The sequence below is a fragment of the Cytophagia bacterium CHB2 genome (assembly GCA_030263535.1).
Taxonomy (GTDB): Bacteria; Zhuqueibacterota; Zhuqueibacteria; order Zhuqueibacterales; family Zhuqueibacteraceae; genus Coneutiohabitans.
The window spans coordinates 1-15712 of sequence record SZPB01000123.1 but is presented as its reverse complement, the minus strand read 5'-3'; the positions used below and the strand labels follow the sequence as shown (position 1 = coordinate 15712).

Annotated in this window: 11 protein-coding genes; 4 read left to right on the top strand and 7 right to left on the bottom strand. The window is 53.8% G+C overall.

The features are described from left to right. Positions 1-783: 783 nt before the first annotated feature. The 7 genes from FBQ85_13560 to FBQ85_13530 all read right to left on the bottom strand — a co-directional run bounded on the left by FBQ85_13560 (position 784) and on the right by FBQ85_13530 (position 11183). Positions 784-2001, bottom strand: a complete 1218-nt coding sequence (locus tag FBQ85_13560; GenBank protein ID MDL1876181.1) for a hypothetical protein — start codon at positions 1999-2001, stop codon at positions 784-786. Between the two features lie 441 nt (positions 2002-2442). Then, entirely contained in the window at positions 2443-3999 is a 1557-nt protein-coding gene (locus FBQ85_13555; GenBank protein ID MDL1876180.1) for a GAF domain-containing protein, read from the bottom strand. Positions 4000-4141: 142 nt separating this feature from the next. Next, complete coding sequence (locus tag FBQ85_13550; protein MDL1876179.1) at positions 4142-5809, bottom strand: D-aminoacylase; 1668 nt, start codon at positions 5807-5809, stop codon at positions 4142-4144. Between the two features lie 238 nt (positions 5810-6047). Next, the gene (locus FBQ85_13545; GenBank protein ID MDL1876178.1) at positions 6048-6836 is read right to left on the bottom strand and encodes a hypothetical protein; all 789 of its coding nucleotides are present in this window, start codon (positions 6834-6836) and stop codon (positions 6048-6050) included. 115 nt (positions 6837-6951) lie between these two features. Beyond that, entirely contained in the window at positions 6952-8577 is a 1626-nt protein-coding gene (locus FBQ85_13540; protein ID MDL1876177.1) for an amidohydrolase, read from the bottom strand. A gap of 256 nt (positions 8578-8833) precedes the next feature. Further along, positions 8834-10300 (bottom strand): alkaline phosphatase family protein, encoded by a 1467-nt coding sequence (locus FBQ85_13535; protein ID MDL1876176.1) that lies wholly within the window; start codon positions 10298-10300, stop codon positions 8834-8836. Then, positions 10263-11183, bottom strand: coding sequence for a hypothetical protein (locus FBQ85_13530; protein ID MDL1876175.1), 921 nt, complete (start codon positions 11181-11183; stop codon positions 10263-10265). The genes FBQ85_13535 and FBQ85_13530 overlap by 38 nt, the downstream gene beginning before the upstream one ends. A 216-nt stretch (positions 11184-11399) precedes the next feature. Between FBQ85_13530 and FBQ85_13525 the strand changes: the two genes are divergently transcribed. The 4 genes from FBQ85_13525 to FBQ85_13510 all read left to right on the top strand — a co-directional run. Continuing rightward, a complete protein-coding gene (locus tag FBQ85_13525) occupies positions 11400-12380 on the top strand; it encodes an NAD-dependent epimerase/dehydratase family protein (protein MDL1876174.1) in 981 nt (326 codons plus the stop codon). A 103-nt stretch (positions 12381-12483) separates the two neighbouring features. After that, positions 12484-13596: an extracellular solute-binding protein gene (locus FBQ85_13520; GenBank protein MDL1876173.1), complete on the top strand. Its 1113-nt coding sequence runs from the start codon at positions 12484-12486 to the stop codon at positions 13594-13596. An 86-nt stretch (positions 13597-13682) separates the two neighbouring features. Then, on the top strand, positions 13683-14813 hold the full coding sequence (locus tag FBQ85_13515; GenBank protein MDL1876172.1) for an ABC transporter ATP-binding protein: 1131 nt from the start codon (positions 13683-13685) through the stop codon (positions 14811-14813). A gap of 458 nt (positions 14814-15271) precedes the next feature. Then, the coding region (locus FBQ85_13510; GenBank protein MDL1876171.1) for an iron ABC transporter permease at positions 15272-15712 on the top strand (441 nt) is incomplete at its 3' end.

Sequence of the window (15712 nt, the reverse complement as noted above, 5' to 3'; positions counted from 1 at the left end):
GCCGCGAAGCAGATTTCTTGTTTTTCACAAGGGCTCCTGATTATGTGGTTGTCTGCCTTCAAGATAGGAGCCATCAGAAAAATTTCAACTAAATTTAGGGTAAAATCGATTACACCGGTTGCCTTCGCTATGGGCTAACACAACAAACATGCCACTTTCCGGCAGTGTGCTTTCACGCGATAACCGGCTGTTTCTTGGCGGGAGAGTTTTACAGACAACGTCAACAGCGCGGGAAAAACGGTGGCAACGCGGCTATCGCGATGGCGGGAGAGCTACTACCTGAATTTTGCACGACAATTGTTCTCACCTCCGCCAGCGATTGATCCCGCAACAGCGGGAGCAGGCGAAGAGGCACAAATCGTCTGAAGACCATAGGCGTCAAGCTAAAAGATGTCGCCAGTCCCCAACGGGGCGATATCCGTTTTCTATTCTGCCCTTTCAGGGCGATTCTAATAATTGGAATCAATCGCGATCCCAGGGTTTCACCCTGGGCTATCACCTCACGCTCCTTCGGAGCTTGCAAGAATGCCCTTAGCTTGACACCTTTGGCCTTTAGGCGACTTCATCCCGAACAATTCAGGACTGAGAATTTATTCTCAGGCGGAGGCTTCACAGGATTCCCGCGGGATGACAAAAGGCGGGCGTATTCTTTACGATTGCAGCCTTGTTCCCGCAATCATGCAACAAAAAAAGGCGAGTTTTATCTCGCCTTTTTAAAAACGACTGCTCTTGCGAATGAATGAATTTACTGCACCGCTGTTGCTCGACCGTCAGCCGCGGCATTTATTCCGCGCTCAACAGTTGCCTTCCAACCGGCGCCTGAACGGTGAGCCTTTTGACCCACAATTGCACGTCGCCAAGGTTGATACTGATTTCCTCTGCAGGAGTGTTGCCAACCGTCCAGCCGCGGAACGGGCCGCGTTTGTAAATGTCGTCGTCATTGGTGCCCCAAAATCCGCAGCCGCGCCCGGTCAACAAGAAACTGTAGCCAACGTTGTTGCGCATCGACTGGCTGGGCCGGTCATATTCTTCCTGCATCGTTATGTGTTGGATGCCGGGGAAAGCGCTGTTGCGGTGCTCGCCGGCGGCGCAATCGTCCTCCATCGGCACGATGGCAATCGGCATGCTGTCGCTCAACGGCCAGAGCGCAATCGGACTTTCCAAAACGTACGTCGTGTCGATGAGATTGACATCGGCATAAAAAACCAGCCGTCCGGCCGCGTCGCGCCGGCGCCCGCCGTTGAACAGGTGCGTCGTCACCGGTTGCACGTGATCTTCCGGTCCGTTTCCTTCGCGAATGAAGATTTCGAATTCCTCGAAACCGAAATCATCCCGATCGTCATGCACGCGCACTTTCGTCACCGCCAGATAGTGTTGCGCCTGGCCGCCGTGAGACGCCGGATTTCCTCCGTTTGCCCGCGCCGCCGCTGCCGCGCGCTCGAGTTCTTTGAAAACCCGGGAATCCTTTATGACTTTCGGCCACGCGCTTTCCGTGCGATCTTGCACGCTGACCAGCGCCAGCGGAAACGGCAGCCCCTTCTGCTTCGCCTCTGCTTTCACGATATTTTCGACTTTGACGGTTTTCTGCTCGCGGTCGAAAACATACGCCGGGAAAGCTGGTTCATCCCCATAAAAACGGTCGGGATCGAGCGCCACGCGCAGCGCCTGGCTGTTTGCGGACGATGAGCCGCGACAGGCTTCCACTTCGACTTCGTAAATCCGCCCGTCGCTGTCGAGCCGCGCAGGAAAATGTTTTTGCAAACGCAAATCCGCCAACGCCGCCGGCGCGCGCTTCATGTCACCATTAAAACGCGCCGCAAGCGCGCCTTCGTTTTGCGCCAGATACTGCGCGATCTCTTGCAAATCGCCTTCGAGATTGCTGGTTTTGGTTGCCTGTAATGCAGCACCGGATGTCGCATTCGGGTCGAGCGTAAAATCACTATCTTTTTGACATGCCGTCATCGCCAAACCCGACAACAGAATCAGGACGAGTGTTCTCATGGCAAATCTCCTTTCTTGTTTGAAGTGAATGAACAACTGTCGTCGCTTGATCATCAAACAAGAACGATACCACTCTGGCGCAGACTGGTTTTTAACGAATCAATTATTTGTTTTTATACGGCGGGGAAAGAAGGTGGGAAAAACTTCTCGCAACGGAATCGGTGGCAACGAAGCATATCATGGTAGCATCAACACTACCCCGAAAACGCCAGCCCGGTAGCTATTCTATCGTTTGTTGAACTCTTTCAGAATTCTATTGGCCGTGGCAGTTTACCGAGGGTGCGCTGCACGCGACCTTCGGCTGTGTTGTTGAATGCCTTCGGCGTATTCACAAAGTCCCAGCAGAACAACACGAAATCATTTTTCTTATGCCGCCGACTGAACCCGTCGCCGCCGGTTGAGCCTCTCACCGGTGGCTGAGCCTGTCGAAGCCAGCCAGCCTCACACAAAATCCTCACGCTTGATGCCATACTGTTTCATCTTGTCGATGAGATTCTTTTTATACATGCCCGCCCGGCGCGCCGCTTCCGAAATATTGCCGTTTGTTGCGGTGAGCAGCCTGCCGATAAACTCGCGCTCGAACGCCTCAATTGCCTGCTGTTTCGCGGCATTGAAATTGGGTTCCGCCAGATTCGGTTTGGGATCACCGGGAGCATCCGACAGCGAAAGCGGCAGATCAGTAATTTCGATACTCTCCTGCTCCGCCAAAATCACCGCGCGGTTGATCGCGTTTCTCAGCTCGCGCACATTTCCCGGCCAGTGATAACGCAGCAGCCCGGCATTCGCTTCGGCGCTGAATCCGGCGATTTTTCTTTTATGCTCCGCAGCAAATTTCTCCAAAAAATGTGCGGCAATCTCGGGAATATCTTCGCGCCGTTCGCGCAGCGCCGGCACGCGAATTACAAAACCTTCCAGGCGATAATAAAGATCGGGATAAAATCCGCCTTTCTTGATCAACTCCGGCAAATCCGGATTGGCGGCAGAAAGCAAGCGCACATCGGTTTTGCGAATTTTCATTTCGCCCAAGCGGCTGAACTCGCCGGACTCCAAAACGCGCAGCAGTTTCGTTTGAAACGCCAGGCTGGTTTTGGCGATTTCATCGAGAAAAATCGTGCCCCCGTCCGCCATTTCGAAGACGCCGGCTTTCTCCTTGTCCGCGCCGGTAAATGCGCCTTTGGTGTGGCCAAAAAGCTCGGAGATCAGCAAATTCTCATCCGGCAGCGCCGCACAATTCAGCGGGATGAACGGCTGCTCCCGACGCAGGCTTTTGCGATGAAGCTCGCGCGCGATCAATTCCTTGCCGCTGCCGGTTTCGCCGATGATCAGCACGGGCGAATCGGTGCGCGCCACTTTTTCGATTTGATTGACGACTTCCAGCATGGCTAAGCTCTTCAGGCCTTTCAGCTCGTCATAGCCTTCGCTTTGCGCCAACTGTTCTTCCAGTTGCCGCAGGCGTTCGACCTGCCGGCGCAGCTTGACATCTTTTTGCGCCGCCTCGGATTGCGCCCGCCGCCTCTCCAGTAAACTTTTCACGGAAACCGCGATCAGCTCCGCGAATTCGTTCAGCAACCGGCCGGTGTCCTCCTCAAACACGCCGGAGATATCACGATTGTCGATGTAGATCACACCAAAGCTTTTATCCGCATCGCGCAGCGGCGCACACGCCACGGAAAGCAACTGCAGCCGCGAGATGCTGGCGCTGGCGGTGAAAAGCGGATCATCCAGCGCATTCTTGATTACCACGTATTCGCCGCTTTTCAGCACGGATTGAATGATGGTGCGGCTGATCTCGAATTCCGGTTTCGCCAGATCTTTCTTATCAAGATGCCGCGCCGTTTCGAACAACAGCTCGCCGTTATCGCCGAGCACGGTAATCATGCCGCGCTCGGCTCCGGTCTGCTCAATGACTTTGTCCATCAAAATGGGCAGCAGCGCATTGAGATCGGTTTCCGCCACCAGGGCTTTGCCGATTTCAAAAAGTGTGCGATAGGTGGACATGATGGTTCTTATCAATCATGCTTTTTGCCGAATCTTCCGTTATACAATTTTTCAAACAGCTTTAAAAGCCTTGCCCACAGAAGTGGAAATCCCACAGAAAAAAGCCTTTTCTGTGGGATTTCAATTTTGTGAGCTGATTTTTTTAAAACTCTGTTCCCGGCCCCCGCACCACTCGTCCCGGCTTCGCGCCGGTGTGCTCGCCGTCTTTGAGAACCTGTTCGCCATTCACAAAAACATGCTGCACGCCGGTGGCATATTGCTGGGGATTTTCAAAAGTCGCGTGATCTTGAATCGTGGCCGGATCGAAGACGACGACATCCGCAAAATAACCGGGCGCGAGGCTGCCGCGTTTTTTGATTTTGAGATTGCCTGCGGGCAATGTGGTCAACCGGCGGATCGCCTCTTGCAACGAAATGACTTTTTCCTCGCGAACATATTTGCCCAGCAGGCGCGCAAAGTTGCCGTACGCGCGCGGATGCACGCTCGATTTCAGGAAATTGCCTTCCGGCGCTTGCGAGGCGGCATCAGAATCAAAGCTCACCCAGGGCAATGCGATTTGCTTTTTGATATTGTCTTCCGACATGAGAAAATAAACGGATTCGACGCGGCTGCCGTCCTGGATCACCAAATCAATTGCCGTTTCCGGCGGGGTGGAATTGCGCATGCTCGCGACTTCCGCCAGCGATTTGCCGGTGAGATATTTTAATGAATCCGATTTGAAGCCGACCAGTAAAACGTTTTCCGGGCCGGCATGCAGGAAAAGATTTTCCCATTCATCCGTCGGTTCCGTCATTTCTTTGATCACGCGCTTGCGAATCGCGGAATCTTGCAGGCGCTGCACCCAGGCTTGGTAGCCGCCTTCTTGCACCCACGGCGGCATCGCAGCGTCAAGTCCGGTGGCGCCGGCGGTGTACGTGTACATATCCGCCGTAATTTGCAAGCCCGCTGCGCGCGCGGATTCGATTCTGGCAATCACTTCATCCATCTTGTGCCAATTCGTGCGGCCGGCGGCTTTCAAATGATAAATCTCTGCCGGAATGTTTGCGGCGCGCGCGATCTCGATCAACTCATCAACCGATTCGAGCAGGCGATTGCCCTCGCTGCGTATATGCGAGATGTACATACCGCCATGTTCGGCTGCGACTTTACACAATTCAATCAGCTCATCGGTTTTGGCGTAAAATGCGGGCGCATAAATCAACGAAGAACCGACACCGAGTGCGCCTTCTTCCATCGCCTGCCGCACCAGGGCCTTCATTCGCTCCAATTCTTCCGGCGTGGGCGGGCGGTTGTCATAACCGACTTCGTGAATGCGCACGGTGGTTGCGCCGACAAACGAGGCGATATTCGTCGAGATGCCGCGCGCGGCGAGATAATCAAGATATTCACCCAGCGTCGTCCAGGGAATATCGTATTTGATATCGCCTTGCTGGGCTTTTTCTTCCTGTTTCATTTTTTCATCGAGTGGCCCCATGGACCAGCCTTCACCAAAAACTTCGAGCGTAACGCCCTGGCGAATGTCGCTTTGCGAGCGGCCGTCTTCGATCAAGCTCACTGTGGCCCAGCTCAACATGTTGATGAAGCCCGGCGCGACTGCCAGGCCTTGCGCGTCAATTTCCTGCTTGCCCACGGCATTCTCGAGCTTGCCGGCGGCGGCAATGGTATCCGCGTTGATGGCAATCGCGCCGGCGGCCGGCGCAGCGCCGCTGCCGTCGTAAATCATAGCGTTGCGGATGATAAGATCGTATTCGGTTTTGGGGGAACATGCGGAGAGCAACAACAAGATCACAAACAGGCGTCGAAACGACATAGACTTCCTCCTCACTTGATCTAACAAACAGAAGCATGCTTTGAAGTATGATACTTAAAAGTATATTTCATCGAATTAGCGGCATATTGAACTCTCAAAAGCCAAACTAGCGAAAGCCTTCACTTTGCAAAAGAGAAACCGGGTTCAACTGTTTTGTCTTCTGCTTATCCGTGCGAATCCGTGTTCATCAGTGGCTTGCATATCTTTTGGCTCGTCTTTTTGTTTGCAGCTTGCCGGGTTAAGAAAAACAAGTCGAGCCGAAGAAAATCGCCGCCAAACCCAATAACCCGCAGAGCCACGCGCCGAGCCGCCACATAAGCATTGATTGCTTGGCGCCGGACATCAGTTCTTCTTCTCGCTTGACGCTAATCAAAAATTTTCCGCCGCGAGCAGACTTTTGTATTACCAATTCGCCGTTGTGCATGGCCGCTTCGCCGAGAACATAAACTTCTGCGCCCAGCGGAATCGCTTCTTCCTCAAAATGATACTCGCGCGGCTGTCTTTCCTCCAGACTGGTGAGCCAGGGCGCATCCATCGCAAACGCGCCCATCGTGATCACCGAATCCGGCGCGCCTTCATCGGTTTCAATGCGTGAGAGGGTTTTCTCGGCAATGATTTCCGCGCCTTCGGGATCGACGAGAATGCGTCCGGTATAATCTTCCACCCAAAACGGCGCCAGGCGTTTTTCCTGCGCCAACACTTCAGAGCCTTCACGGGAATGACTGACTTTTGTTCTCTCGTCATCCTCGTAGAAGATTTCTTCAAATTCCCATTCGACTTTCATCGCATAATAAACACACGCCGTTTCCGACAACTCGGCTAACAACGGTTCATCACAAACGACGGTTCCCTTGACTTCAACCGGCGTGTGCAAAGCATGTTCGTCGCCTGTTTCTGCCAGCGCCCGCAACTCGGCTATCGTTGACGTTTCCGTGAGCCGTATCAACCCGAGCTTGCGCTTGTGCGAGGCGGAAACGATGAACAAAAGCGCGGCGACCGCGAGGAGGATAAGTCCAAGGATTGACATAATAGTGTTTGCCTGAAAACACAACCGCCCGAGCGGTCTCGTTATTTGTGGGCGGACACAGATTAACCGGGTAAAATCAAATATCAAGCTTTCAACTGAACGGATATTATTAAAGCTACGGCCTCACAAAACTCTCGCGCCCGCCCACCACCGTGCGCAAGACGTTCACCTCCGGAATGTTCACCGGATCGATGGCAAAAATATCTTCAGAGAGCACAACGAAATCCGCGAATTTTCCGGGCTCAAGCGTGCCGAGCTTGGTTTCTTGAAAACCGGCAAAGGCATTGTTCGCGGTGTAGCAACGCAATGCTTCCTCCACTGAAATTTTTTCCTGAGGCACCCAGCCTTCGGGATTTGCGCCGTCAAGCGTGCGGCGGGTAACTGCCGAATAAATTCCCAACAACGGCGGCAGCGGCGCGACGGTCCAATCCGAGCCAAAAGTCAGGCGCGCGTTAGCGTCGAGCAATGACCGAAAGGCATAGGTTGTTTTGATGCGCTCGGCGCCAATGCGCTTTTCCGCCCAGCGGCCGTCGTCGATGGCATGATAGGGTTGCATCGAAGGAATTACGTTCATCGCGCCAAAGCGCGCAATCGCAGCAGGCGTAAGATGCTGGGCATGCTCGATGCGGAAGCGGCGGTCGCGAGCACCGTTGGTTTGCGTTGCTTCTGCAAAAACATCCAGCAGCCAATCATTGGCGCGATCGCCAATGGCGTGCACAACAACATGCAAACCCGCAGAATCCGCCGCGATGATCCAATCGTGCAGCGCCGTCGTGTCGGTGGTCAACAATCCCGAAGTCTCAGGCGCATCATCGTAAGGTTGATAAAACCACGCGGTAGTCGAGCCGAGCGAGCCATCCACAAATCCTTTCAAGCCGCCCCAGCGCAGCCAATCATCGCCGCGGCCGTTTGCTTTCACATATTCCGCGAGGCGCGGCCAGGTGCCGAGCGGCACACAGGAATAAATGCGCAGAGTCAATTCGCCTTTTTCGTGCGCGCGGCGATATGTGGCCAAATCTGCCCAGCCGCCGAAACTGCCCATGTCGTGCACTTGCGTTACGCCATGCGCAGCGGCATGCGCCATGGCGCGTGCCAATGCTTCATCATATTGCGCTTCGGTGGGATCAGGTATCACGCGATAAACCGGGGACATGGCTTCGTCTTTGAGAACGCCGGTGGCCTCGCCGGTTACGGCGTCGCGCACGATCGTGCCGCCGGCAGGATCCGGCGTGTTGCGATCGATCTGCGCCAATGCCAATGCCTTCGAATTCGCCAACGCCATGTGTCCGTCGAGGCGATTGACGAACACGGGATGATTCGGCGTAACTTGATCGATCCACTCGCGCCTCGGCAGCTCGCCGCCCCAGGTTTCGTGATCCCAATCGCCGCCCGTGATCCATTGGCCCTCGGGGAGATTCTTGGCAAAATCAGCGATGCGCTGCGCGAACTCCTGCGGCGATTTGGCGTCGCGCAAATCAACGCTGGCAAGCTGAAAGCCGCCGCTCATGAAATGCGTGTGGTTGTCGATGAAACCCGGCGCCACCAGCTTACCGCCGAGATCAATGACAGTCGTGTTGTCACCGCGATACTTGTCGATTTCTTGTATGGAACCCACCGCCAAAATTTCTCCGTTGCGAACGGCAAGCGCCTCTGCGCGTGAGGCATTTGCAATGCCGGTCCAGATCGTGGCGTTGGTATAAATCTTTTCCGCCGGTGGTTCCGGCGTTTGGCAGGCAGTCATAGCTAGACTCACGCAAATGATAAAAATCAAATAGAAGGTTTTCATCCTCACTCCCGAGATTTGAGCACATCAATACAGAAATAAATGACGTCAGTCTTTTTAGAGCGGTCGATTAACACATCCTCGCAGCAAAAATTTTTGTCAAACCTGCTCAATCTGTTTTAAACTGTTAATGCTGCGGCCAGGCCGCAGCAGAACGGCAACAAATGCCGCTTTTCCTCATCAAATTTTACGAGGAGTGCGTCGTTTACCGCATCTACTTCACCCGCAATTCGCTCGCTTTCACTTCGTGTTTCCACGCCAGCTTGCCGGTTTTATCATAGCATTCCATCGTCAATTTGCGGTCGGTGCGCGGGCCTTCGAAACGCAACAGCCCGAAGTTGTGCTGGTTGTCGAACAATGTTCCGGTCACGCGCGCAGGATTGTTGGCATCTCGATCGGCTTTATAAGTACCGGCAGTCAGCGAGGAATTCGTGTAATCATACAGGGGATAAAAACCTTCGGGCTGAATTTTGATCAACTCCGTGATGTGCCGGTCGCCGGAGAGAAAGACCACGCCGTAGACTTTCTGTGTTTGCAACCATTGCAGAAATTCTTGCTGCTCATACGGAAACTTGGTAAACGATTCTCCGGGTGACATGGGATTGAGCATTTGATTGCCGGCAACGATCATCTTGAAAGGCGCGCGGCTGGCGGTCAACGCATCTTTCAGCCAGCGCATCTGCGCCGCGCCGAACATGACGCGCAGGGAATCGCGTGAGTAATTGGGCGAGCGATGATAGCGATTATCCAGCATGAAAAATTCGATATCATTCCAGGTGAAATTGAAGAACACGCCGCGAACGTCATCATGGCCGTAAGCAGGATTGACCCAATATGACTTGAAGATTTCCAGCGCCGGCTGTTTCATGCGATAGGTCCAATCCGCATCGTTCGGGCCGTAGTCATGATCATCCCAAATCGCGTAGTTTTGCGTGGCCGCAAGCAATGCCTGCATTTCCGGCAAGGCGCGCGTGTGCGCATAGCGCGCCTTCATTTGCGCAACAGAGAAGAAATCCGGTTCGCGGTAATAAACATTGTCACCCAGCCAGAGCATGAGATCCGGCTGCTTGGCAGCCATCGCCGTAAAAATTTCATGATCACTGCCGTAGGGTTTTCCAGGGCGATCATGACTCTCCTGATTGACATACGCGCACGAGCCGAACATCACAGTGAAGGCCGGTGGATCCGTGCGCCATTGCCAAAAGGATTGCGTCTGAAAGGCGAGGCGATACGGCCGGGGCGCGAGTTTGCCGTCGATATACAGTTCATAATTGTACTTCGTGCCCGGTTCGAGCAAACTCAAAATCACCTGCGCGACGTAATCGCCTGCTTTCGTCGTTTTCACCAACTCGCTCAATGCCGAGGTTTGCGGTTGGCCTTCGACCCAATAGCGAAACTGCACGTCTGCGGGCCGCGTGGTTTGCACCCACAAAGACGCTTCCGTCATTTCGGCATAACCTGCCATGGGGCCGGATCGCAAAAGCGTATTGTGACTGTCTTGATTGAGAGGCTGTTGAACAAAAGGCGCATTCGTTTGCGCCGCGAGCGCCGCAGCGAAGCCAAAAACCGCAGCGCAGAAACAACGCGAAACTCTGCGTCGACACGTTGTCGTCATGATTTCCTTTCCTCGATTTGAACGTATGTTAGTCAGACCGTGAGGCGCTTCCGCGCAACACGTCATCAATCACATTTTGCGGCGGCTCAATCAACTTGCCGGAGTCGCCGACAAACACGCCAAGTGAATAATCGCGCGCGAGCAGCTTGCCGGTGTCGGCATTATAGATCTCATGCCACCACGCGCCACGCACTTTGCCCAACTCACAAATCCAACTCACGATTTTGATGTTGTCATTATCAAAAGCCGGCTCGAAATATTCGATCTCATGCCCGCCTTGCAACACACGCCAACCGTAATGTCGCGCTCGCTCGAGGGGATGCCCGGCCGCGCGCAACGCATCGAAATAAGCCTGCTCGATCCAATGCAAATAAACCGCATGATGCACATGTTGCGCGGTGTCGACTTCATGCGTGTTCACGCGGCGGGCGGAGAGGTAGCGATAGGCCTCTTCCGTTTTGCGAGCTTGCGGGATGCGTATATCAAGAGACGGCAACTCATTGGTGGGTTGAAAGGCGTCGTGAAATTCAGGCGGGATGCGCAGCGGCTGGCCGGTGTTGAGATTCAGATAAACCCAGTTAACGCGGGCGCGCGCAACTTGCGCGCCATCGCTGACGCGAGTGAGAGTGTATTCGCGATGCGAGGTCACACGCTTCATGTCGGAAACCCAGGTCGTCACCTCGATTTCCTCGCCATAAACCGCGTTTTGATAATAACGAATTTTGAGTTGTCGAATAACCCATCCGGTGCCGTTTGTGCGATACCATTGCGGGCTGTAGCCGGCGTCAGTTGAGGCTTCGATGGCGGCTTCTTGCATGTATTTCACAAAAACCGCGTTGTTCACGAGGTTGAAGAAATCAAGCTCGTAATGGCGCACACGAAAACGGCGGACATATTGGCGCGGCAAACCTCCTCCTTTCCCAAAAAAGATTGCGCGCAAGATAAACAGGTTTCTTCAGGAAGTCAAGACAGGGATAAAGTCACCTTTTAATAAAGCCTTCTTCAAAAAATTGCGCAGCTTGAAATTTTGGAGGCCAGTGAACTCTTCGCTTTGCAATGATACAGAGTTTTGTTAACTTTTGTTGAGGATTTACAGCTTGCGGCTGGAACGCTGCCAGGTGGCATTGTTATTCTATTTGGATCATCTCACCGAAGCGGAGGAAGCATGATCGCCTTCATCACCGGAGGCACGGGTTTTATCGGCAGTTTCTTGGCGCAAAGTTTAGTCGAAGCTTGTCACCAGGTTCATTGTCTGGTGCGGCAAACCAGTTCATTGAAATGGCTGCAAAATTTGCCGGTGAATTACCTCTATGGCGATATTTTTAGCGGCGAGGCTTTGGCCGAAGCGCTGCGTGACGCAACGCATGTTTTTCATCTGGCCGGTGTTACCAAGGAGTTGACTCAAGCCGCGTATTTTCGCGCCAACGGCGAGGGCACACGCGCGATGCTGGAAGCGTGCAGCCGTCACGCGAAATATCTCGAACGCTTTGTTTATGTCTCGAGCATTGCCGCGGCCGGGCCGAGCAACGGCAAACAGCCCGTTACCGAAGCCGAGGCGCCACATCCGGTTTCGGTTTATGGCAAATCAAAATATGCCGGTGAGCTTGCCTGCGCGGAATTCAAATCGCGCTTGCCGATCACGATCGTGCGTCCGCCGATTGTCTATGGTCCGCGTGATCGCGACGTTTATGAATATTTCAAACAAGTGAAGCTCGGCATTCGCCTGCGGCCGGGCCGGCGCGAACGCTGGACCAGCATGATTCATGTGCATGATCTCGTGCGCGGCATCATCGCTGCCGGCACGCATCCACAAGCTGCCGGCGAAATCTACTTTCTCACCAATCCCGAACCTTATGAGTGGAATCAAGTCGGCGTGGCCATCGCGAATGCGATGAACAAAAAAACCATTTCGATTACTGTGCCGGAGACCATCACACCTGCCGTTGCCGCGATCAGCGAACTGGTTGCCAAGATAACCCGCAAACCCGCGTTGTTGAATTTCGACAAGATTCGCGAAATGAAACAATCCGGCTGGGCGTTCTCCGGCGAAAAAGCAAAGCAGCAAATTGGCTTTGAGACGGCAATTTCATTGGAGGAGGGATTGAAGCAAACGGTGGAATGGTATCGCGAGCATGGTTGGTTGTAGACAACTTTGCCCTTGCATCTCAAAACGCTGCTTCTATCTTTCATCCCCGCGTGAACGAAACCGCCCGGGCGGTCTTTCTGGAATCCTTATTTTGACAATTTGATTGGGCCTTGTTCACTTAAACGCAGAAGGCGCATCCGGCGTCTCTAACGAAAATCTCATCAAACCTCAACCATGGAAAACGATCTTGCCTAAACTCACCTCTCTCCTCTTTGCCCTCACTTTTTTGTTGCTGAGTTGCAGCGATTCCAATCAGCAGAAACTTGTCGTTTATTCTCCCCACGGCAAAGAATTGTTGGAAGATTTTGCCAAACGTTTTGAAACCGCTTATCCCGGTGTCAAAGTCGAATGGCTTGACATGGGCGCGCAGGATGCGTTGGATCGCGTGCGCTCGGAAAAAGCCAATCCCCAAGGCGATATTTGGTGGGGCGCGCCGGCGCCTTCGTTCATGCAAGCGGCCCGCGAGGGATTGCTGCAACCCTATCGCCCGTCCTGGGCAGGGGCCGTGGATTCGGCTTTTCACGATTCGCAAGATTACTGGTACGGCACGTGGGTCACGCCGGAGATCATCATGTACAACAATCGCGCGTTGACGGCGGAAGCGGCGCCACAAGATTGGGACGAGGTGTTGTCCGAGCACTGGCGCGATAAGATCGTGTTGCGCGATCCTCTTGCCTCGGGCACGATGCGCGCGATTTTTTTTGCGATGATTTATCGCAATTATCGCCTCACCGGCAGCACGGCTGCGGGATTCGATTGGCTGCGCCGGTTGGACGCCAACACCAAGTCTTACGCGGCCAATCCCACGCTGCTGTATCTCGCGCTCTCGCGCGGCGAAGCGCAGTTTACGTTATGGAATCATCCCGACGTGCCGCTGCAATCGCAAACTTACGGCCATCCTTTCAGCTACGTTGTTCCGAAAAGCGGCGTGCCGCTGGTGCCGGAAGGACTCGCGATCATTGCAGGCGCGCCGCATCTCGAATTGGCCAAAACGTTTTATGAATTTGTGACGACGCCGGAGTCGTTCATCTATGCGGCGCAAAAATACTGGCGCATTCCGGCGCGTTCGGATCTCGACTTCTCCCAATTTCCACCCGAAACCAATCCTCAACAATTTCCGGCGCTGCCGCTGGATTGGAAGCTCTACGCCGATAGTTCTGAAAGCTGGATGAAGCATTGGGATGCGAATATTCGCAATCGAGGGAAGAAGGATTGAGGCGGGAGGCGAGGTCGGAGTAATGTTTATTCACAATGGATAATAACCAATTGATAATTTCTAATGGGTAATTGTAAAGGATGCGCATGGCGCGTGTTCGATTAGAAGGCATTCACAAATCCTATGGCAAGGTGGCGGCGGTGCGCGAACTGGCGCTCGATATCGCCGAGGGCGAATTCTTCAGCCTGCTGGGGCCGAGCGGCTGCGGTAAAACCACAACCCTGCGCATGATTGCGGGTTTTGAATCGCCGGAACAGGGCAAAATCTTTTTTAATAGTGAAGACATCACCGCCAAAGCGCCCAATCAACGCAATACCGGAATGGTGTTCCAAAGCTACGCCCTCTTTCCTCACATGACGGTGTTTGACAACGTCGCATTCGGATTGCGCGCCCGCAAAACCCCGTCCGCCGAGATTGCAACACATGTGCAGGAAGCTCTGCAACTGGTTGAGATGACGGCTTATGCCGGACGCCGCGTGACACAGCTTTCCGGCGGGCAGCAACAGCGGGTGGCGCTGGCGCGCGCGTTGGCGATCAAACCCGCGATTCTATTGCTTGATGAACCGCTTTCCAACCTCGACGCGAAATTGCGGCAAACCACGCGCGCCGAGTTGAAGCGACTGCAGCGGCGGCTTGGAATCACCACCATCTACGTCACACATGATCAAGAAGAAGCGCTCGCGCTCTCGGATCGCATCGCGATTCTGCATCACGGTGAATTGCAGCAAGTGGGCGCCCCAGAAGACATTTACATTTCCCCGGCCAATCTTTTTGTGATGAGCTTTATCGGCGCGAGTAATGTTTTAACCGGCCGGGTGGCTGCTCGTCACGGCGCCCGTCTCGACATTCAAGGCGCAGGATGGCAAGTCCAGCTTGAAAGCAACGCTGGTCAGAACTGGCCGAACGAGGTTGAGGTGAATCTTGCATTCCGTCCCGAGCACGCAACACTGCAACAGTCGCCGGCATCCGTCGCCGCCAAAACCGGCGAGACAATCTTCGTGGGACAATGCCGCGCGCTCGAGTACGCCGGCACGCATTGGCTGGCGCAACTTGCCATTGGCGATACGCTTTGCACGGCGCGCATTTCAGACGAAGAAAAGCATGCGCTATTTGCGGAATCGTCCAATACTCTCTCTGATAAGGCGATTGCGCTTAGCGTTCCACTGAAACATATCAGGTTATTTCAGCATCAAGCAGTCGCCGCCGAAAATGCGTGACGCAAAACCTCATCAACAAAACGAGGCGTTTGCAATCGGCTAATGTCCCGCGCAAGAATCGCCCGACAGATTTGTGATGTAACTTCGGAAATTCAGCGAATCGCGCTTCGATTTCGATGATGCGAGCGCACAGTTGCTTTAGGCCATAAGGCGCTCAAAGTTAGAATAAAATTCTGAAAGTTTATGGCGAATGATTTGTCGGCAGAACGATTCAAAATAATTCTGCCGATAAATCATCCTGTAAATCATCCTGCCAGAGTTTTTTCGGCGATGCTCGGCGACTTCGGCGCATTTCGGTGGAAAACTTTATCGCCGATGGTCACCGCGTTTCACCGAACAGTTATTTGCTGCTTCGCAGAAGCTTTGATTTGCAGCTTGTCTGCAAATCAAAGTAGTCGTTAGGCCCGCATTTAAAAAACCCTTTTCATTCACCAACTTCATCTCAAAAAATTTCACACATGCTGCCTCGAAACAAGACGAGCGTGCTGCTTCTGGGCGCGCTGGTGGCCGTGCTCGCGCTGACGATTTATTTTCCTCTCGGCACAATGTTGTATGAAAGTTTATGGGTGAACGGCCGATTCTCGTTCGCGCATTTTGTCCGCTTTTTCGATGTCAATCAGCCCGCGAATTTGCAAGCGCTGTGGGGCAGCGTCAAAATATCCGTGCTCAGCGTTCTTTTCAGTGCGTTCGTCGGTGTGCCGCTTGCGGTTTTGTTCACGCGTTTCGAATTCCCCGGGCGAAAACTTTTCGGCTTGTTTGTGACCTTGCCGATGCTGCTGCCGCCCCTGGTCGGCGTTATTGCTTTTTATTTTCTTATGGGCGAGACCGGCATTGTGCCGCGGCTGCTGCAAAAATTTCTCGACTTATCCACGCCGCCGCTGGTGATGCGCGGTGTGCCT